The sequence below is a fragment of the Pseudoalteromonas sp. genome, from assembly GCF_041629635.1.
In the GTDB taxonomy this organism is placed as follows: Bacteria; Pseudomonadota; Gammaproteobacteria; order Enterobacterales; family Alteromonadaceae; genus Pseudoalteromonas.
The window spans coordinates 1-20320 of sequence record NZ_JBFKMX010000041.1 but is presented as its reverse complement, the minus strand read 5'-3'; the positions used below and the strand labels follow the sequence as shown (position 1 = coordinate 20320).

The following is a 20320-nucleotide window of genomic DNA, read 5'->3' as shown; positions in this document are numbered from 1 at the left end:
AGTATATGTTGGTAACTTTGCTTTATTTTACCTTATTTAGTATTGAAGCTGCTTCAGTGCAACAGCGAATTGACAAGCAAAATGAAGTACTGAAGGAATTAGCACTTTCTGGGCATGTACGGGCACAAGATATATATTTAGAGAGGTTATTAGATAAACTCCGATTGGAACCTAAAGGTGATATTCAAGAATTACAGTACTTTTTAGAATGGGCAACTATTCGTGGAAAAGAGAATGCAACTTATCGCTTAGGTTATCTGTACTTGACGCAACCTAATATGCCTCGAGAAAAAGGATTGGAATTGATAGCCCGTGCGGCTATGTTAGGTAACGAAAAAGCGATCTCGGACTTCACATTATTACCTGGTCTACTCTCTCTTCCTGAACAAGCCTATATTGATGCTTATAATAGTGCATATCGTACATTATCGTTAAAACAACCGTTAGATTGTGAGTCCTGGGTAATAAATTGTGATGCCTCAATACACAAGCTAGATTTTTCAGACAACATTTTTTTTAGCCAATTTAAGTACCACCAAGTTACCAGTTTGCAAAATGTAATTAGTTCTTTTCAATCGCAAAAACATACGGTAGCGGCAGTTATTTCTAATTCTCATGACGGTTACCAACAATTAGTAACACAAACAAACGTGCGTAAATTGTCTCATCCCATGTTTAACAAAAAGCCGTTCAATAATAGTGACGAAAAAGAAAAGAATCAAAGGCACCAATCGCTCGCTCAAGAAAGCAATAAATTGAGCGATTTACAACGTAACATGCTAATCGATAAACAATTATCGAAAATTGGTGTACTACTCGAGCAGTTCAATCGATACAGATTACCATCACAGCAGATAGAACTAGAACAGTTGATTGAAATGATTGAAAAAGGTGGCTTTGGTGAAAAATAAATCTTTATATGTAGTGTTTGCTTTCTGCGCAAAGGCAGCGATTGTTAGCTTTCAGCTTTTCGCACTAGAGGATGAGCCCGAGAGTTCTTACGAAAAGTATGCAGGTATTAAGGGGTATTATTACCATAAACCAACCTTGACTGATCGCGCGCACAGTGATGCCGATGATATACGGGTCTTTATGGGTCTAAAATATAATCGCTTACTTTCTAATGATTGGCTAATTGACGTGGATGTGAGGGGGATCTTTCAATATCGCAATGGATTTAATCCAATAGAAGAAGACAATACTGCTTTTATTGAACTGAAAAAGCTCAATTTAGTTAAAGAAAATTTATTTGATTCGCCTTACTGGAAAGCTGAAATAGGTAGGAAACGGATTGTCAGCAGACACTCTTGGTTATATGACGATGAAATCGAATTTGTTGAGTTTAATGGAGATTCTACATTAATTGATTTCACCGCTTTTTTTGCTAAGTGGCTTTGGGATGGTCGTTTTGGCGCAGGCGTTAATGCACTTGATGATGAGCAGCGTATTGAAACCTCTGGCAGTTATTACTTTGGTATTGAAACAGACTATATATGGTATTACGGGCATCATTTGTCACTTAGTTATCTTTATGAAGACTTTGATAACTCCCTTGTAGATGATACTTTGTTTAATGCACGTTCATTTGTTGATACATCTAAACTCAATTGGTTACGTTTTTCAGCTTACGGTCTTAAATATTTTTCAGCTTTTAAGATTGACTATTGGTTGGAATTTGCTGGGGTTTTTGGTGAAAGAAAACTCGCTTTTAATGAATCAGTAAACACATTTGATACCCAAAAAATGGAATTTGGCAAAGCTTATCGTCTAGGGTCGCTTTGGCAACCTGAAAAAAGTCATTTTTCATTTATGGCTTCGCTCGATAATGCTTCTGGTGATTCACAATTTAATGAAAAAAGCGGATTATTTGTACAACCTTCTATTGCTAGCAATCGTCGCCGGGTGTTAGGTCAACAAAAAAGAAGAATGTATGGCGAGGTGATAGCGCCACGTTTGTCGAATTTATCAATATTAACATTTGCCACTGCATATCAATTTTCGCCCGAAAACTGGATTGAAATTTCTTATTACAAGTATGATCAAAATCAAGCTAGAAAAAATACGTTAGAATTCAGAGAAAACATTCCGCTTACAGGAATTTCAAAGGATATAGGTTGGGCAACAGATATTAGTTGGTCTCAACAGTTTACAAATGATTGGTTTGTTGAATCTACTATTGGCTACTTTAAAGCTGGGGATGCATTTAGCGGTAAACTAGAGCGGCCGTCTGGCCATCGTATTTATTTCAATTTGATTAAGCGTTGGTAGCTTTATGAAGCGTGTAATACCAGCTATTTTGTGTCTTTTATTAATAAGTTGTGCTGATTTGTACAGTGCGAAACTTGCTTATCAAAATAATGATGTTGAAAGTGCGAGAACACAATGGCAGACACTCGCAGATAAAGGCTTTCCTGAAGCTTACGCGCAATTATCAAAACTTTATTTAGAAGGTAAAGCAGAGCAAGATATCGACATAGAAAAAGCTATTTTCTACTATAATTTGGCACATCAAAGCGGTTATACAAAAAACTTTAAACAGCTAGCTCACTTCATTTCTATTCATGACACGCCTAATGATTTTAAACGGACACTGATAACCCACTTGGAGCATTACGTTAGTCAAGGTAATCAAGACGCTTTGCTATTACAATCACAGCTTAAATTAGAAGGCATATACTATGAAAAAGATACGATTCAAGCGCTCGATTCAGTAAATAAATTGGTACAAAAAGGGCACGCTGAGGCAAGTTATTACCTAGCTTCGATTTTTAGAATCGGGTTACATCTAGAACAAGACCTAGAAGAAGCGTATAGGCTGAATAAAAAAGCTTTTTATTCTGGCTATATCAAGGCGGGGGAACAATTAGTACATGATTTAGAATATGGCATTGGTGTTGAACAAAACATAAAGGAAGCTGAGCGTATTCTTCGACGGCTTGCTTCTAATAATCAAGCAAGCGCAAAATTTAAATTAGCTTCGTTTTTGCAACGAAATTCAAAGGTTGTTTCTCAAGAAATAATTGAGTTATATCAAAGTGCTCAGAATGAAGGTTATGTGCTTGCTAAATTGCGTATGGCAGATCTTTATTTACATGGTGAAAGTATACAAAAATCACCTGATAAAGCGATAAAAATGTATTCAGAATTATCGTTGTCTGGTTTAGGTAATGCCAGTGCTAAACTCGGAGATCTTTTTCGTGATGGAGAATATCTTTCACTTGATTATGAAAAGGCTAATGATTATTACGAACTTGCTTTAGAGCAAGGGTTTGAAAATGCTCAATTACGTATCGCTAATATGTATCTTCAAGGGTTAGGCGTCAAGCGAGATATAGAGCTAGCAAAATCTATCTATTATCGGTTTGCATCAAAGGGACTTGCGAGTGCTGCATTTAATTACGCCAGTATTATTGAACAACAAGATACAAATTCAAAATTATCGAAAGAAGCTTACAATTGGTATTTCATAAGTGCTAATTCTGGGTTTGTTAAAGGAAAGATCAGACTCATCAAAGGTGTATTGTATGGAGCAATAAGTGCTCAATCGCAAGAAGAAGCAATAGCTACACTGCAACATTTAGCTGAAAAGCATCACCCTGATGCTCAAATGCTGTTAGCAAATGTTTACAGAACAAACAGATGGAATAAATACAACATTACTGAGAGTGAACGTTACTTCTTAATGGCACTTAAACAGGGTCGGCAACAAGCGATATTCAAATTATATGAGTTGTATAGTGACCCTAATAGCGAACTATATGATTTTCATAAAGCTCAATCCATACTTAAACAGCTTGATTTGTCGGGACGTGTCGATGAAAGTTTTAAACTAGCAAGACAATTGGAAGGTTACATAGGAAAGAATTCAATTCCCCCAGAACTATTATTTTGGTATCAACAAACAGCAAATAAAGGTTACGTTCCCGCTCGTTTAAGACTTGCGGATCTAATGTTGGAAGGAATTGGCATCGATAGAAATATTGAAATAGCTATAGCTGAATATAGCTTACTTAGTAGTCTTGGAGTCGGCGCGGCAACCTCAAGAATGGCCAAGTTATATGAACGTGGTAAATTTTTCCCAAAAGATTCAGAAAAGGCGAGAATATTATATCAGCAAGCGATTGAACAAGGTTATTTAGGTGCATATTTGCCTTGGGCTCGATTAATTTATCTTGAACACAAAACATCAGAAGATATAGATATTGCGTATCAGATTCTTATGAAACAAGCGTTACAAGGTAAACCTGAAGCTCAGTTTTACCTTGCATCTATGTATCATGAACTAAAAGAAAAGCTAACCAATGATTGGTTAGAACAGGCTTTATATTGGTATCAACTAAGTAGTTTTGAGGGATATCAAGATGCAAAATATGAGTACGCCTTACTGCTCGAGGAAAGAGCAGGTGAAGTAGTGATTGAATCTACCCAGTTGATTAATGAACTCGCTATGATAGGTCATGGGAGAGCGCAGTTACTTTATAGTACTCGGCTTTTCAATGGTAAAGGTGTATCGGTTAACAAAACCGAAGGGCTAATGTTTTCTTATTTAGCTGCAGTTAACCAAACGAAAGGTGCGTTAGACGTTTTACTGAAGCAAACTATGCTTATAGAGGAGCTAGAACAAGTTGATGTAGCCATTGAGCAAGCAAATTCAATCAAAAGACCACAAATTGCAACATTGACAATCAATCAGTTACTCGGAGTGAAGAGCCATGAACAAAAAAATTAGTGTTTTTGGATTAGGGTATGTTGGCTTAGTAACCGGGGCCTGTTTAGCTCAGCAGGGGAATCAAGTGATCGGTGTCGATAATAACCAGGGTAAGATCGAAAAAATAAATAATGGTGATCCTTGCTTTTATGAACCCGGTTTAACTGATTTATTGCTTAATATGTTAAAAACTGAAAGCTTTAAGGCTACGACAGATTATGTTGAAGCACTGGTGGAAAGTGATATTAGCTTTATTTCAGTAGGTACGCCAAGTTTGAAATCTGGGGAGGTGGATTTATCAGCTGTAAAGCACACTATAATTAATATTGTCGATGCTTTAGTTGCCCACAAATCACAACACATTATCGTTATGCGAAGTACGGTGCCACCTGGCACAGCAAAGAATGTAATCCTGCCAATTTTAAAAGAAAAATTAGGTGAGCGTTTAGGTAGGGATTTTCACTATGTAGCAAACCCTGAGTTTTTGAGAGAAAGCTCTGCTATAAATGATTTTATGGATCCTCCAGAAACGGTAGTCGGTGGCGAAAATGCGTCTGTCGCTAGTGAATTAAAAGAGATCTACCGTTTTGTTGAAGCTCCTTTTATTGAAACAAGTATAGATGTGGCTGAATGTATCAAGTATATCGATAACACATGGCATGCACTTAAAGTAGTGTTCACAAATGAAGTTGCAAGTATTTGCCGCATGCTTGGTGTAGACAGCCAAGAAGTGATAGATATTTTTTGCCGAGATAAAAAATTGAATATTTCACCTGCGTATTTTAGACCAGGCTTTGCTTTTGGTGGTTCATGTTTACCAAAAGACTTACGTGGCTTACTGTTTGTTGCAGAACAACTTGGTTTAAGGCTACCTATTTTATCCTCTATCCAAAAATCCAATTATTATCATATTGATCGAGCCTACGAAATGGTTACTCCTCCCGGTGTACGTAATATTGCGCTAATGGGGATTGCTTTCAAAAGTGACACCGATGATGTAAGAGAAAGTCCATTGATCCGTTTAGCTGAGCGTCTAATAGGTAAGGGGTATCGCGTTACAATTTATGACAAACACGTTCGTAACAGCTTGGATAAAGAAGTTAATGGTAGAGTAATGGCAGAGTATTTAGGGCATCTAGTAGATTATATTAGCGATGACTTTACTACAACATTAGAACAAGGTGATGTCGTTATCATTGGAAATAACAGTGAAGAGTTCTATGAAATCCCCAATCTAGTTACACCAAATCAAATTGTCGTTGATCTTGTTAATATCGGCTTTACGGGCAATAAAGCAAACTATCAAGGCATTTGCTGGTGAAAATTTTATTTTGGCTAATGTTAGGATGTTTACCTATACCCAGCATGGCATCATTGTTTTTTGTTTCACCACTGGGTGATGATACAAAGAGTGGTACAAGTCCAAGTAATGCAAAGAAGAGCATTCAGTTAATTGTCGAAATAATGCGTCCAGGAGACACCTTGAGATTGTTACCTGGTACTTATACTCAAAATATCGAGACTGTTCGTTCTGGCTCAGCAGATGCGCCAATTAGTATTGTTGGCACTGATGATTCTAAGCTAGTAGGTAATGAAAAGAATCGAAATCGAGTCGTCGCTATTTCACATAGTTACATTAGATTAGAAGGATTTGAGATTAATGGTCTAGCTGGCAGCCCACAACTGAAATCTAATTTTGCCAATAAACTAATCTATGTGGCGGCAAAAACTGGCCATCAATTGCAAGGTATACAAATAAAGTCACTGAAGGTAAGTAATGCAAGAGGTGAATGTATTCGATTTAAAAATGTTTCCTTGTCTCTTATTGCTAATAATCATATTACTCACTGTGGTATTGAAGACTATAAATTTAGCGGTGGACAGCAAAATGGCGAGGCTATCTATATAGGTACTGCGCCTGAGCAATTACCACTTGGGAAAGTAGACGAAAGTGTTTTTAATCACGTTGTTGGCAATCAAATCAATGTATATGGCTCTGAATGTATAGACTTAAAAGAAGGCGCTAATTATACACGCATATTTTACAATTATTGCGCTAACGCTTTGGCGCATCGTTCTGGCGCTATTTCGATTCGTTCATCAAATAATCTAGTGAAATATAACACCATAGTCAGTAATCAAGGCGCTGGCATACGCATTGGTGCAGATGTTGAAAGTTTAGCTATCAATAACATAGTTGAACACAATGAATTGATAGAAAATCAACACTCTGCTATTAAAATTATGAACTGGCCTCAAGCCAACGTTTGCAAAAATAAAATACAGGGAAACAATAGAACTAAAGCTATTAGGGTTGGTCCAGGTATTGATGGTTCTTCAATTGTAAGGTGTAATTATTATGCCAAATAAGCATTTATTTTTTTTATTACTTCTTACGGCTATGGCGCTTGCACTGCCTAGCTATTATTTTGACTCGAACTCAATTCGATTTATTTTTTTTATAGGTGTAGTCGCTATTTGGCGTTACTTATGGGCTTTGCAGCATTTTATAAGAGCATTATTCTTTTTAAAAGTGAAGTTTAAACGTCTTAGACAACAAGAACAAGCAATTGGTGAAATTGCAGATCCTAAACATATTTTTATTCTAGTGACCTCGTTTCGTATTGAAACGGATACGTCAATATTAGTTTATAAGTCAGCTATCGCGGAAGCTATCAGACTTAAACAGCCTGTGACAATTATCGCATCTATCGTTGAGCCAAGTGATGAAAGGCTTATTAAACAAATATTTTATAATAGTGCACCTCCATTACGTGTATCGCTCAAACTGGTTCGGATCAAGGGCAGTGGAAAGCGGGACGGACTCGCTGTAGGGTTCAGGGCTATATCAAATTCACAAGTCGATCTGGAAAGTGCGGTAGTTGCAGTGGTCGATGGGGATAGTGTTTTAACCGAAAATTGCATAAAAAACTGTTATCGGTTTTTCAGTATTAACCCTAAATTGGGAGCCTTGACGACCAATGAATCGTGCGAGCTTACTCAAAGCTCACGTACTTTGGCTATTTATCGTCGTTGGTATAACCTTCGTTTTGCTCAACGTCATGAATTTATGTGTTCTGTTGCCCTTAGTAACCGGGTTTTGACATTAACAGGCAGAATGTCAATGTTTCGTGGTGACATTGTTGGTAGTTCAGAGTTTATAGATCGTATTGAGTTTGACTATATTGACCATTGGCGGTTGGGCCGTTTTAGATTTCTAACTGGTGATGATAAATCCTCTTGGTTTCAAATTTTAAAGGATGGCTGGCAAATGCTTTATGTTCCTGATGTGAAAGTACTAACTATTGAGCAGCCACCACATAATAATTTTATAAAAGGGGCAACATTATTAATGGTACGTTGGTTTGGCAATATGCTTAGAGCAAATACTTGTGCAAGGCAACTACCTAGAGTGGTGATGGGGAGTTATGTATGGTGGCTCTTGCGTGATCAGCTAATCAGTATTTGGACTTCACTTTTCGGCCTTGTGTTAGCTATTATGGGCGGCCTATATTACGGAGAAACGATTTTTTATGCTTTTGCTTTTTGGATTCTGCTAACTCGTTATCTGCTTTCTGCATTGTTAAGTACGCTCCATGGACACTTTTCATTAAGTTGGCCGATACTACTTTATTTTAGTCAGATCTATGGCTCTATGGTAAAAATCTACGTCCTGAGTCATATGTACAGACAAGTTTGGACGCGACAAAAAACAACTTTGAAAGATTCTGGAAATCGTCTAGAGCATTTTATTAGAACATTTGGGTCGAATATTGCTTTACTTGGATCCGCTTCCATATTTTTGACCGTTGTGGCTTTTATTGCAGGGGTCTTGACGACATATGATATACAAGCCTTTATTAGCTATTATTTTAGTTAAGCTAATAAGGCCATAATTAAAACTTTTTAATTACTGTGTTGTAAAGTATGTAGACACTACAATGATAATGAAAATGTGTATTTAATAGAGTTAACTCCCTTTAACTCTTTGTATCAAATTCAAGTAATTAAGCTGATTTAATTGTGTTTTTATTTTCAAGTTAAAATTTATTGTAAGTACGATGAGTGAGTTCAATATACGCGGTTACAAAAGCTGTTTCTTGAAACTTTTTAAGACCGGTATCCTCAAAATCAATTGGGATTGGGTTTTTCTTTAATTGCTCTTTCATTTCAGTTGGGTTGAGTAACACAACACGCATACCGTCGATAAGTTGCAATGCAGCTTCTAATTTGAACCCTTGCGCACTGCCTGCAAATTTACCTTTTTGTTGACGCTCTTTAATTGCAATCGTATCAACTTGGTAATCTTGCATTAATTTAGCAAAATCAAATTGAAACTTACGAATTGATTCAGCATCTTTACTATTTGGTAAAACAAAACGCGTTTGACGTACATCGCGAATATCAAATACGTCGTTGTCTTTTGCTAATACACAAATTAAGGCTTCAGAGCCTTTAATTTCAACACCACATGTTCTCATTGGGGCATTCCTAACTAAAAATTTTGGCTAGTTTACCACAGGGTTAGCAAATAACATTAGCGCATAACAAGGAAATGCGTTAGCAAATAACATTAAATGTTAGCAAAGGGTGATTGTGACCATTGCGTGATCAGTGGTGACATTAATTTCATCTTGGCTTATGTGACTATCCTGCACATTAAAATTAAGCTCTTTTAAATTCAACTGACTTAAAATCGATTCAGGGCAAACAATATAATCAAGCACACTGCCATTACCATAATAATAGTGCGTCGGTTTACGGGTTAATAAAGAGCTGAGATAAAAACTATCGAGTAATTTAAGGTCTACATCTAGGTTGTCTTTAAACTCAGTATGTTCGGTAAAGAAAGCTAAGTTAGATTGAATCGCTTGCTGATTAAAATCACCCATAATAAATGTGGCTAAAGGATTAATAACTTGCTGAGTGATAAAGTCGAAATAAAGCGCCATTGCTTCATCACTACGCTGTTTATCAGAAAGCAAACGCCCAATATGTTGAATGCAATCTGCTGGCATAGCTTGGTACTTTGGATGTTCCTCAATAAAATCAGTGGCACGTTTTGACTTTAAATGTGTGCCATAGAGCCTAATGTGGCCATATTTAGGGTGCTCCATCTCACAGTTTATGACTTCTCTCGATAGCGGTGCCATTTTCAAAAAAGTGGGGTGGTTTATTCTGCGAACTTTTGTGAGCGGGTATTTTGATGCAATTAATACTATTGGGCGTTTAAAGAGGTAGGGGTTATTTGCATCTAACACCGCTTCATCACAGGTAGCAAAGTGACAAAGGCCCAGTGGCGCAATTAACTCACATAATTCAATAACTGAAAAGACTTCTTGAAAACAAACAACATCAGGTGAGCTAGTGGTTAGTATTTCATAAAGCCAAGATTGCTTTTGCTGCCACTGTGATTTTGTATAGCTCGATTCAAAATCATAAAAGCAATAAGGCGGTGCACAATAATTACATAAATTAAGCGTGGCGATGGTCAATGACATTATGTTTACTTCTTCATAAGATTGACTTAAGTATGTGGCTTTTGGAAAATTAGTCAATCATTGCGCTTTCTCCTTGTATTTCATAATTTGCTAGTTAAAATAACTGCTTTACTTTCATGAGCCGAGTATTTAAGTAACCACACTTATTGTAAAAGTGTTTTAAATACTGGACTTACAAATTAACTGCACGTGATGCATTGTAGGCATCACCACTGTAGCAAGGATTAAACATGCCAATTATTACTCTTCCAGATGGCTCACAACGAGCATTTGAAAACCCTGTTTCTGTATTAGCCGTAGCACTAGACATAGGTCCTGGCCTTGCCAAGGCAACCATCGCTGGCCGTATTAATGGCGAGCGTGTAGACGCATGTCAGCTAATTACCGAAGATAGCCAACTGGAGATCATTACCGCAAAAGACGACGATGGTTTAGAAATCATTCGTCACTCATGTGCTCACCTTTTAGGCCATGCAATTAAACAACTTTACCCAGATGTAAAAATGGCGATTGGTCCAACTATCGATAATGGCTTTTACTATGACATCGATATGGAGCACTCATTAACAGCGGAAGATCTAGAAAAACTAGAAAAGCGCATGTTAGAGCTTGCTAAAACAGACTACGACGTTGTAAAAAAAGTTGTGTCATGGCAAGAAGCACGCGATACGTTTGAAGCGCGTGGCGAAACATACAAGATTGAAATCTTAGACGAAAACATTAGCCGTGATGACACACCGGGTTTATACCACCATGAAGAATACATTGATATGTGTCGTGGTCCGCACGTACCTAATATGAAATTCTGTCACCATTTCAAAATTATGAAGGTAGCTGGTGCATACTGGCGTGGTGATTCTGAGAATAAAATGCTGCAGCGTGTTTACGGCACAGCATGGGCAGATAAAAAGCAATTAAAAGCGTACTTAAAGCGTCTAGAAGAAGCGGAAAAGCGTGACCACCGTAAAATTGGTAAAGCGCTCGATTTATGGCACTGGCAAGAAGAAGCGCCAGGTATGGTATTCTGGCATAACGATGGCTGGAGCATTTACCGCGAACTAGAAGATTTTGTGCGTGAAAAACTGCGCGAATACAAATACGAAGAAGTAAAAGGCCCATTAATGATGGACCGTGTACTTTGGGAAAAATCAGGTCACTGGGATAAATATGGCGATGCGATGTTTACCACTGAATCTGAAAAGCGTGAATATGCAATCAAGCCAATGAACTGCCCAGGTCACGTTCAAATCTTTAACCAAGGTTTAAAATCATACCGTGATTTACCACTGCGTATGGCGGAGTTTGGTTGTTGTCACCGTAACGAACCTTCAGGTGCACTTCATGGCCTAATGCGTGTACGTGGCTTTACGCAAGATGATGCTCACATTTTCTGTACAGAAGAGCAGGTAATGGAAGAAGTATCATCGTGTATCAAAATGGTATACGACACATACGAAACATTCGGCTTTGAAAAAATCGTTGTAAAACTATCAACGCGTCCTGAAAAGCGCATTGGCGAAGACGAAATGTGGGATAAGTCAGAAAAAGCACTGGCTGACGCACTTGATGCAAATGGTATTGCGTTCGAATATTTACCAGGCGAAGGTGCATTCTACGGTCCGAAAATTGAGTTCACGTTATACGATTGTTTAGAACGTGCGTGGCAATGTGGTACAGTACAGCTAGACTTCGCATTACCAGGTCGTTTAGGCGCAACTTATGTTGCGGAAAATAACGAACGTAAAACACCAGTTATGATCCACCGTGCGATTCTAGGTTCAATCGAGCGTTTTATCGGTATATTAACTGAAGAATATGCTGGATTATTCCCAACTTGGCTGGCACCAAAACAGGTTGTAGTAATGAATATTACCGACAAACAGTCTGAATATGTGACAGAAGTTGTAGAAAAATTGAATAATCTTGGATTTAGAGCTTGTGCTGACTTGAGAAATGAGAAGATTGGCTTTAAAATTCGTGAGCATACTTTAAAACGTATTCCTTACTTGTTAGTGATTGGTGATAAAGAAGTAGAACAACAAGAACTAGCAGTAAGAACACGAACTGGTGAAGATCTTGGCAAACTGAAAGTTGAAGACTTTGTTGCTAAGCTTGCTGAAGAAGTTAATAATAGAAAATAAAATAGTGCAAGGTGTGTATAAATAATGTACATTACGCACCTTGTTTTTAATCTTGGTATTTCGTGGAGGAACGAACCATTAGAGGCGGAAAAAAGAGCCCAGCAGCTCAAAAAAATCGTATCAACGAAGAAATTACAGCAAAAGAAGTCCGTTTAGTTGGCTTTGATGGTGAGCCATTAGGCGTAGTTAGCTTGCAAGAAGCGTTTGAAAAAGCAGATGCTGCCGGTGTTGATTTAGTTGAAATTAGCCCAAATGCAGAGCCACCTGTTTGCAAAGTAATGGATTTCGGTAAGTTCATCTTTGAAAAAAGCAAAGCACAAAAAGAACAAAAGAAAAAGCAGAAGCAGATCCAGATTAAGGAAATTAAATTCCGTCCAGGTACTGACATCGGTGATTATCAAGTTAAATTACGCAGTTTAACTAAGTTCTTAGAAGCGGGCGATAAAGCAAAAGTTACTATTCGTTTCCGTGGTCGTGAAATGGCGCACCAAGAAATCGGTATTGATTTATTAAACCGCATTAAAGACGATTTACAAGACATCGCTCAAGTCGAGTCTTTCCCTAAAAAAGTGGAAGGCCGTCAAATGATTATGATGATGTCTCCTATTGCTAAAAAGTAATAGTCAAAAGATAAACTAGGTATAAAGTGAGGCTTTAAGCCTCCACCTTGTTTAGCCGGTTAAAGTGAACTTTGTTCCACCGGTAATTGGTAGTAAGTTAGGCCTGCAAAGTGAATAAAAATTCCGCCTACTTGCTGAATATTAAAGCAATATCAATTGGAGTTATTGCAATGGGCTATAAATTAAAAAGCCACAGAGGTGCTGCAAAGCGCTTCAAAAAGACTGCTTCAGGCGGTTTCAAGCGTAAACAAGCGCACTTACGTCACATTCTGACTAAGAAATCTTCTAAGCGTAAGCTTCACTTACGTCCTAAGGCTATGGTTCATAAGAACGATATCGGCCTTATCAACCGTATGTTACCATTCGCTTAATAGGGGTTTTTAGTCATGGCAAGAGTTAAACGCGGTGTTATCGCACGTGCACGTCACAAGAAAGTTTTAAAGCAAGCTAAAGGTTACTACGGAGCACGTTCACGTGTTTATCGCGTAGCGTTCCAAGCAGTAACTAAAGCAGGTCAATACGCTTACCGCGACCGTCGCGCTAAGAAACGTACTTTCCGTCAATTATGGATTGCACGTATCAACGCGGCTGCACGTCAGAACGGTCTATCTTACAGCCGTTTCATTAACGGTCTTAAGAAGTCATCTGTTGAAATCGATCGTAAGATCCTTGCAGATATCGCTGTATACGACCAAGTAGCTTTCGCAGCACTAGTTGCTAAAGCAAAAGAAGGTCTAGCTGCTTAATCTTTGATTAAAACGCTTTACAGATTTAAAGGGAGCTTTTGCTCCCTTTTTTAATTTTTGAATAGCATGGGATAGAGAATAGATTCTAGTAATTCGTCTATGAAGCTGGGTTAGATCGGTCATTCTTGACCACACCTCATTGCACTGCAAGACTTCGGTTACTTCAGGCATCCTGCCTTACACCCTCTGGGCCAGTATCACTGTTCAATAATATTCCCGATATTATTTTGGTTACAATTCGCCTGAAACCTATCTCGATTTCGTTAAAATGCTGTCCATTAAGCGGGTTGATAAAATACGCTTTAAGTAGCCAAATAAATAGGTAGGGAAGGTCACGTAGTAGCGAGGTTTTGCACGTTTTGCTTCTATGGCATGAAGTAACTTTTTATAAACGGCTTCTGGGCCAAGTGTAAATGGCTGTGCTTTACCTTTTACTTCAAGGCGCGCTTGTTGTTTTAAATAGTTTTCACAGTGGGCACTGTTTTCAGCGTCGATATTAGCACTAAAAAATGCGGCTAACGCATTATCACGGAATTTCGATTCAATTGGTCCTGGCTCAATTAAACTGACCTGAATATTGGTATCAGATAGCTCTTGGCGCAGTGTGTCGGTTAAGCCTTCTAGTGCAAATTTACTGGCGTTATAGGCACCACGATAGGGTAGTGTTACCAAACCCAAAACAGATGAGTTTTGAATAATTCGGCCTTGACCACGCTCACGCATATGTTTTATAGCAATGCAGGTTAAATGGTGCCAACCAAATAAGTTTGTTTCAAATTGATCTCTCAGCGCATGTGTTGGTAAATCTTCTACCGCACCAGGCTGACCATACGCACCGTTATTAAACAGTACATCAATATGACCAAGAATATCGAGTGCTTGGCGATAACCACTTTCAATACTAGCTTCATTCGCAAGATCGAGCTGTACACTGTGAATGCCTTCTTGTTGAAGACGTGTAACATCATCTAATTTACGGCAACTTGCAACCACTTTGTAACCGCGTTCACTGAGTGCTTTTGCACAGTAATAGCCAATACCACTTGAACTACCTGTAATTAGTACTGTTTTAGTCATATGTTCTGATTTTAAAGAATAATTGGCCCTACCTTAACGTGTTCAATTGCAAATTCAAGTTAATTTGATTACCGTAAAGCCAAATTATTATAAAGAATTAACACGTATGTTTTTAAACGCTTTATTATTAACTGCGAGCCTTTCTGCAGTTGATCATTTACCACCACTTGCAGCATGGCAAGGGCAAAGTGAACGTCTTTTGCAACCAACTAATCCACTTGCAACCCAATTTGAACTTTCAAATGGTCTAGTATCACCCAATTACCAAGATACAATGGCGTATCTTGATAAATTAGCGAGTGTGAATAGCGCCCAATTTAAAATTGATATTATAGGTACGAGTGACGCAGGTCGGTCAATAAAAATGCTAATCGCCAGTGAAACTGGTCAAATCGATAAAAATAAAGCGACCATCTTACTGCAGGCGGGTATTCACTCAGGTGAAATTGATGGTAAAGATGCCACTTTTATGTTGCTTCGCGATATATCACAGGGGCAACGTAACGACATTTTAAAGCGTGTAAATTTACTGTTTATTCCGATCCTAAATGTGGATGGCCACGAGAATGCAAGCCGTTTTAACCGCATTAACCAACGTGGTCCTGAGGTAATGGGATTTCGCACTAATGGTCGCAATTTAAATCTAAACCGTGACTATACCAAGCTTGAAACGCCGGGTGTTCAAGCTGTTATGCGTGTGATTAATCAATATCAACCGGATATGTATGTTGATATGCATGTTACTGACGGCGCTGATTATCAGTACGACATTACGTATGGTTCGACGCCGAAGTTTGCCTCAGAATCACCAAAAATTGCCGCGTTTATTGAAGATAAAATCGTCCCTGCTATAGATGCAAAGCTTACGCGCTTTGGTCATACCCCAGGGCCATTAGTCTTTGTTATGAACAAACGCGAGCTAAGTGAAGGTTTGGCAGGGTGGGTGGCAACACCCCGTTATTCAAATGGTTGGGGCGACCTTAATAATTTACCGACAATTTTGCTAGAAAACCATTCACTCAAACCATATAAACAGCGTGTACTTGGTACTTATGTGTTTTTAGACGGTGTTATTGATGCGGTATCAAGCAATTTAACCCAGTTGCGCCGTGTTGTTAAAATAGAAAAAGATTTTATGCCGCGTGAATTAGTGGTTGCACGAAGTTATAGCAAAACGCCTAAGCATATTGATTTCTTAGGAATTGAGTACGAGCAATTCTTCAGTGAGTTAAGTAATCAACAGGAAGTACGCTACACAGGTAAAGCTAAAACTTACGCTAAATTACCCATATTTTGGCGGGAGCAAGTGGTTGAAAAAGTGAAGGTGCCTACTGCGTATTATTTACCAAAATCATGGAGTAACATAGCTGCAAAATTACAAAACCATGGCATTAAATTAGAACGTGCTTATGGTGTTGTTGATCACTTAAAACAAATTAAAGTGGTCGATCATCAATTTGCCAAAGCACCATTTGAAGGTCGTTTACAAGTATCCGGTAAATTCGATTATCAAAACGTAGCCAGTGTCGATTTAAGTCAATATTTTAAGATAAGCACAGCGCAAATAAGTGGTAAACTTGCAGTGCACTTGTTACAGCCAGAAGCAGAAGACTCATTTTTTAGTTGGGGTTACTTTAATAGTATTTTCCAGCGTACAGAGTATTCAGAAAACTATGCGCTTTTGCCATTTGCAGAAAAAATGCTGGCAGAAAATGCTGTATTAAAAAGAGAGTTTGAAGATAAGCTGGCAGCAGATAAAGAGTTTAAAAATAGCCCGAAAAAACGTTTAGAGTGGCTTTACAGTAAAACCCCATTCTATGATGGTGGTTATTTACATTACCCAGTATTAATTGATTATGAGTAAATGATGTTAGACGTATTTACAATTCCAGTGACACCGTTTGCACAAAATGCAAATCTACTTGTGTGCCAAACAACAAAGCAGGCAGTACTGGTTGATCCCGGTGGTGATATTGAAACGTTAGTCACAGCAGTAAACGCTGCAAATGCAGAAGTTAAAGCTATTTTGCTAACCCATGGTCATCTAGATCATGTTGGCGCTGCAAAGCAATTATCAGAAACATTCAATATCGATATTGTCGGTCCACATCTTGGCGATAAGTTTTGGCTCGATGCATTACCGAGACAAAGTGAGATGTTTAATTTTCCGATGGCTGAGGTATTTACACCAACGAAATGGTTAGATGCGGGTGATAGCTTTTCATTTGGCGATATGACACTTGAAGTGCGCTTTACCCCTGGCCACACGCCTGGCCATGTGATCTTTGTAGAACACACAACAAAACGTGTATTTGTAGGTGATGTGCTATTTAAAGGGTCTGTTGGTCGTACTGACTTTCCGGGTGGCAATGCCGCACAATTAAAAAATTCTATTGAATCTGAAATTTACAGTTTGCCAGAAGACTATACGGTATTCCCAGGGCATGGGCCTTGCACAACCGTGGGTTATGAAAAACAAACGAACCCATTTACCAGTGGTCGTTTTGGCTAAATATAAATAAATTGGCAGACGAGATCTGAATTCTATAGTATTATTTAATCCTTAATGAGTTAATTTAAGAATAAGCTATGTCATTAAACCAAGTAGATCGTCAAATACTCGCATTAATTCAAAAAGACGCGAGTTTATCAACGGCTGAAATAGCAGACAAAGTAGGATTGTCGCAATCTCCATGTTGGCGCCGTATTTCTCGTTTAGAGCAAGAAGGGTATATTAAAGGCAAAGTTGCCATTTTAGAGCCGAAAAAACTTGGCTTTGATATGTTGGTATATGCACATGTTAGACTCTCAAGCCATGGACGTGCACAGTTAGCAGAGTTTGAAGAGCTTATCCAAAGTTATGATGAAGTGACAGAGTGTTACACTATGGCAGGTACCATGGACTTTATGTTACGCATCATATCTAAAGGCATTGAAGGTTATGAGCTGTTTGTACGTGATAAATTATTAAGCTTAGATTATGTGCAGGAAGTTCATTCAAACGTGACTATGACGTGTGTAAAACGCTCAACATCGTTACCAATTTAATAACATATCGTGTTTTATCTTTTTAAAAGCCGCCAGTTAGGCGGTTTTTTTGTGAATTTTATTAAATTGTTATAAACCGCTCATTCTGCTAAAATTCGCGCCCTCAAAGTAGACTAAAATAAATTCAGAACAGCAAATTTTGCTTAATGTTGTGCGATTCAATGGGAGATCCATGTTTAACTTATTATCCAAAGCCCCCAAGTCGGCTAAAAACGATATTTTATCAGGTCTGACAGTTGCGTTAGCCCTTGTACCTGAGGCAGTTGCATTTGCATTCGTTGCCCATGTTGAACCCCTCGTTGGTTTATATGCCGCATTTATTGTTGGCTTAATCACAGCTGTATTTGGTGGACGCCCTGGCATGATCTCAGGTGCAACAGGTGCCTTAGCCGTGGTAATGGTGAGCTTGGTAGTGACGCATGGTGTTGAATACTTATTTGCAACGGTGCTCTTGATGGGGGTTTTGCAGATCCTAGCTGGGGTAATGAAGCTGGGTAAGTTTATCCGCATGGTGCCACACCCTGTAATGCTTGGTTTTGTGAACGGGTTAGCAATTGTGATTTTCTTAGCGCAGCTTGGCCAGTTTAAAGCCCCTGACGCTAACGGTGAGATGCAATGGATGACTGGTGAGCCTATGTATATTATGGCCGGTCTTGTAGCGCTAACAATGGCTATTATTCACTTTTTACCTAAATTAACATCCGCTATTCCTTCATCACTTGCTGCGATTGTGGTGGTAACCGGTTTGGTTATTGGCCTAGATTTAGAAGCACGTACAGTCGTCGATTTTTTAAAAGATATGACAGGTGATGCGAATGCAACAATGGCAGGCGGTTTACCTGAATTTCATATTCCAAATGTACCAATGACACTTGAAACATTATGGATTATTTTCCCATACGCGTTAGTGCTTGCCGCGATTGGTTTAATTGAATCATTATTAACGCTGACTCTTATTGATGAAATTACTGAAACACGTGGTAATGGTAACCAAGAATGTATTGGCCAAGGTGCAGCAAATGTTACTTGTGGCTTTTTTGGTGCGATGGGTGGATGTGCGATGATTGGTCAATCAATGATTAATATTAATTCTGGCGGCCGCTCACGCTTATCAGGCATTACTGCAGCCTTAATGCTATTAATGTTTATTCTGTTTGCTGCAAGCTTAATTGAAATGATCCCGCTTGCGGCGCTTGTTGGTGTAATGTTTATGGTAGTACTTGGCACATTTGAATGGTCAAGCTTCCGTATTATGAACAAAGTACCTAAAACAGATGCATTTGTAATTGTGTTGGTTTCGGGTGTAACGGTTATTTCTGACTTAGCTGTAGCTGTGTGTGTTGGTGTGATTGTATCTGCATTAGTGTTTGCGTGGGAGCATGCGAAACATATCTACACAACTTCTTATATTGATGAGAATGGCTCGAAAGTATATGAATTACATGGTCCAGTATTTTTTGGTTCAGTTAAGAACTTCTTAGAATTATTTGATGTAAAAAATGACCCGAATGATGTGATTGTAGAGTTTAAACACAGTCGCGTTGCTGATCACAGTGCGATTGAAGCAATCGACAGCTTAGCCGAGCGCTATTCTAAGCAAGGTAAAAAGTTACATTTACGACATGTTTCTAAAGACTGTCAAAAACTATTAAGTCGCGCAAATGATTTAGTGGAAGTAAATGTGATTGAAGATCCAACATACAAAGTTGCATCTGATAAATTAGGTTAATAATTAACCTTAAAGTTAAAAAGCTGGCTACTGCCAGCTTTTTTTATGGCAAATTGCAACTGCCATGCGATGAGTTGCACGTAAAGCAGGATGGCTATCAGTGCCTTTCTTGAGGCACATTCTTATAATAAGAGTTACTAAAGATATATGAATGTAAGAATTTTGAACTGGCAAAGACTAGTAGAAGATAGACAAAAGTTTTTTTGGGTATTACAAATTGCCGGATGGGTAGGTTATGCCTTAGTAAACTATATTGGTTCACGTGTTTTCGAAATGCGTGATATCTATGTATTTGTTATCGTACTAAATGCCTATGCTGGTTGCTTACTTACCATTCCGCTTCGATATTTGTATCGTAAGATTTGGAATGCAAAACCTCTATTACTAATTTTCGTTGTATTTGTTGCGTCCTATGTAATTGGTACGACTTGGTCTGTTATTCAGAAATTTAATCTATGGGAAATATACCGCCACGGTTATCGCCCAGATGAGTGGTTTTATTATTTTAAGCAAGGCCTAGATTCAGTTTACATTGTGCTGTGTTGGAGTGGTTTGTACTTTGGTATTAAATATTATCAACTGCTACAAGGCGAAAAACAAAACGCACTTAAAGCGAATACCATGGCACATGAAGCGCAACTTAAAATGTTACGCTATCAGTTAAACCCACATTTCTTATTTAACACACTGAACGCAATTTCGACTTTGATACTGGTTGAAGAAAATAAAAATGCCAATCAAATGGTATCA

General features: G+C 38.3%; 18 protein-coding genes. 15 read left to right on the top strand and 3 right to left on the bottom strand.

What is annotated here, in order from left to right; all coding sequences use genetic code 11:
• Positions 1 to 56: 56 nt before the first annotated feature.
• Genes ABYD77_RS08090 through ABYD77_RS08065 form a run of 6 tightly spaced genes read left to right on the top strand, consistent with a single transcriptional unit; the run spans position 57 to position 8588 of the window.
• Positions 57 to 911, top strand: a complete 855-nt coding sequence (locus ABYD77_RS08090; protein ID WP_372768752.1) for a hypothetical protein — start codon at positions 57 to 59, stop codon at positions 909 to 911.
• On the top strand, positions 901 to 2268 hold the full coding sequence (locus ABYD77_RS08085; RefSeq protein ID WP_372768750.1) for an alginate export family protein: 1368 nt from the start codon (positions 901 to 903) through the stop codon (positions 2266 to 2268). Before ABYD77_RS08090 ends, ABYD77_RS08085 begins: the two co-directional genes overlap by 11 nt.
• A 4-nt stretch (positions 2269 to 2272) precedes the next feature.
• On the top strand, positions 2273 to 4729 hold the full coding sequence (locus ABYD77_RS08080; protein ID WP_372768748.1) for a tetratricopeptide repeat protein: 2457 nt from the start codon (positions 2273 to 2275) through the stop codon (positions 4727 to 4729).
• Positions 4713 to 6029, top strand: coding sequence for a nucleotide sugar dehydrogenase (locus tag ABYD77_RS08075; RefSeq protein WP_372768746.1), 1317 nt, complete (start codon positions 4713 to 4715; stop codon positions 6027 to 6029). Before ABYD77_RS08080 ends, ABYD77_RS08075 begins: the two co-directional genes overlap by 17 nt.
• The gene (locus ABYD77_RS08070) at positions 6026 to 7078 is read left to right on the top strand and encodes a right-handed parallel beta-helix repeat-containing protein (protein WP_372768744.1); all 1053 of its coding nucleotides are present in this window, start codon (positions 6026 to 6028) and stop codon (positions 7076 to 7078) included. Before ABYD77_RS08075 ends, ABYD77_RS08070 begins: the two co-directional genes overlap by 4 nt.
• Complete coding sequence (locus ABYD77_RS08065; protein WP_372768742.1) at positions 7068 to 8588, top strand: glycosyltransferase; 1521 nt, start codon at positions 7068 to 7070, stop codon at positions 8586 to 8588. Before ABYD77_RS08070 ends, ABYD77_RS08065 begins: the two co-directional genes overlap by 11 nt.
• 160 nt (positions 8589 to 8748) lie before the next feature.
• Here ABYD77_RS08065 and ABYD77_RS08060 read toward each other — a convergent pair whose 3' ends face one another.
• Positions 8749 to 9189, bottom strand: coding sequence for a DUF3010 family protein (locus ABYD77_RS08060; protein ID WP_372768740.1), 441 nt, complete (start codon positions 9187 to 9189; stop codon positions 8749 to 8751).
• A 99-nt stretch (positions 9190 to 9288) separates the two neighbouring features.
• On the bottom strand, positions 9289 to 10209 hold the full coding sequence (locus ABYD77_RS08055) for a hypothetical protein (RefSeq protein ID WP_372768738.1): 921 nt from the start codon (positions 10207 to 10209) through the stop codon (positions 9289 to 9291).
• Between the two features lie 230 nt (positions 10210 to 10439).
• Between ABYD77_RS08055 and thrS the strand changes: the two genes are divergently transcribed.
• The 4 genes from thrS (at position 10440) to rplT (ending at position 13716) form a co-directional block, all read left to right on the top strand.
• Positions 10440 to 12350 (top strand): threonine--tRNA ligase, encoded by a 1911-nt coding sequence (thrS, locus tag ABYD77_RS08050; protein WP_372768736.1) that lies wholly within the window; start codon positions 10440 to 10442, stop codon positions 12348 to 12350.
• Positions 12351 to 12412: 62 nt separating this feature from the next.
• Entirely contained in the window at positions 12413 to 12970 is a 558-nt protein-coding gene (gene infC, locus ABYD77_RS08045; RefSeq protein WP_372768734.1) for a translation initiation factor IF-3, read from the top strand.
• A 170-nt stretch (positions 12971 to 13140) separates the two neighbouring features.
• Complete coding sequence (gene rpmI / locus ABYD77_RS08040; protein WP_010560234.1) at positions 13141 to 13341, top strand: 50S ribosomal protein L35; 201 nt, start codon at positions 13141 to 13143, stop codon at positions 13339 to 13341.
• Positions 13342 to 13356: 15 nt separating this feature from the next.
• The gene (rplT, locus tag ABYD77_RS08035) at positions 13357 to 13716 is read left to right on the top strand and encodes a 50S ribosomal protein L20 (protein ID WP_010387194.1); all 360 of its coding nucleotides are present in this window, start codon (positions 13357 to 13359) and stop codon (positions 13714 to 13716) included.
• 249 nt (positions 13717 to 13965) lie between these two features.
• Here the strand turns inward: rplT and ABYD77_RS08030 are convergent, their stop codons facing one another.
• Complete coding sequence (locus tag ABYD77_RS08030; RefSeq protein WP_372768732.1) at positions 13966 to 14793, bottom strand: SDR family oxidoreductase; 828 nt, start codon at positions 14791 to 14793, stop codon at positions 13966 to 13968.
• 106 nt (positions 14794 to 14899) lie between these two features.
• Between ABYD77_RS08030 and ABYD77_RS08025 the strand changes: the two genes are divergently transcribed.
• The 5 genes from ABYD77_RS08025 to ABYD77_RS08005 form a co-directional block, all read left to right on the top strand.
• A complete protein-coding gene (locus ABYD77_RS08025) occupies positions 14900 to 16657 on the top strand; it encodes a M14 family metallopeptidase (protein WP_372768730.1) in 1758 nt (585 codons plus the stop codon).
• A 3-nt stretch (positions 16658 to 16660) separates the two neighbouring features.
• Positions 16661 to 17305 carry an MBL fold metallo-hydrolase gene (locus ABYD77_RS08020; RefSeq protein ID WP_372768728.1) on the top strand — a complete coding sequence of 215 codons (645 nt, stop codon included), beginning with the start codon at positions 16661 to 16663 and terminating at the stop codon, positions 17303 to 17305.
• A gap of 77 nt (positions 17306 to 17382) precedes the next feature.
• On the top strand, positions 17383 to 17841 hold the full coding sequence (locus ABYD77_RS08015) for an Lrp/AsnC family transcriptional regulator (RefSeq protein WP_372768726.1): 459 nt from the start codon (positions 17383 to 17385) through the stop codon (positions 17839 to 17841).
• A 172-nt stretch (positions 17842 to 18013) separates the two neighbouring features.
• Positions 18014 to 19570, top strand: a complete 1557-nt coding sequence (locus tag ABYD77_RS08010) for a SulP family inorganic anion transporter (protein ID WP_372768724.1) — start codon at positions 18014 to 18016, stop codon at positions 19568 to 19570.
• Positions 19571 to 19732: 162 nt separating this feature from the next.
• Positions 19733 to 20320 (top strand): histidine kinase (locus ABYD77_RS08005; RefSeq protein WP_372768722.1); only part of this gene is annotated, 588 nt, incomplete at its 3' end.

Excerpts from the sequence above, each read along its gene's own strand:
- ABYD77_RS08080 (WP_372768748.1), top strand. The coding sequence starts at position 2,273 with ATGAAGCGTGTAATACCAGCTATTTTGTGTCTTTTATTAATAAGTTGT.
- ABYD77_RS08075 (WP_372768746.1), top strand. The coding sequence starts at position 4,713 with ATGAACAAAAAAATTAGTGTTTTTGGATTAGGGTATGTTGGCTTAGTA.
- ABYD77_RS08065 (WP_372768742.1), top strand. The coding sequence starts at position 7,068 with ATGCCAAATAAGCATTTATTTTTTTTATTACTTCTTACGGCTATGGCG.
- ABYD77_RS08060 (WP_372768740.1), bottom strand. The coding sequence starts at position 9,189 with ATGAGAACATGTGGTGTTGAAATTAAAGGCTCTGAAGCCTTAATTTGT.
- ABYD77_RS08055 (WP_372768738.1), bottom strand. The coding sequence starts at position 10,209 with ATGTCATTGACCATCGCCACGCTTAATTTATGTAATTATTGTGCACCG.
- thrS (WP_372768736.1), top strand. The coding sequence starts at position 10,440 with ATGCCAATTATTACTCTTCCAGATGGCTCACAACGAGCATTTGAAAAC.
- rpmI (WP_010560234.1), top strand. The coding sequence starts at position 13,141 with ATGGGCTATAAATTAAAAAGCCACAGAGGTGCTGCAAAGCGCTTCAAA.
- rplT (WP_010387194.1), top strand. The coding sequence starts at position 13,357 with ATGGCAAGAGTTAAACGCGGTGTTATCGCACGTGCACGTCACAAGAAA.
- ABYD77_RS08030 (WP_372768732.1), bottom strand. The coding sequence starts at position 14,793 with ATGACTAAAACAGTACTAATTACAGGTAGTTCAAGTGGTATTGGCTAT.
- ABYD77_RS08025 (WP_372768730.1), top strand. The coding sequence starts at position 14,900 with ATGTTTTTAAACGCTTTATTATTAACTGCGAGCCTTTCTGCAGTTGAT.
- ABYD77_RS08020 (WP_372768728.1), top strand. The coding sequence starts at position 16,661 with ATGTTAGACGTATTTACAATTCCAGTGACACCGTTTGCACAAAATGCA.
- ABYD77_RS08015 (WP_372768726.1), top strand. The coding sequence starts at position 17,383 with ATGTCATTAAACCAAGTAGATCGTCAAATACTCGCATTAATTCAAAAA.
- ABYD77_RS08010 (WP_372768724.1), top strand. The coding sequence starts at position 18,014 with ATGTTTAACTTATTATCCAAAGCCCCCAAGTCGGCTAAAAACGATATT.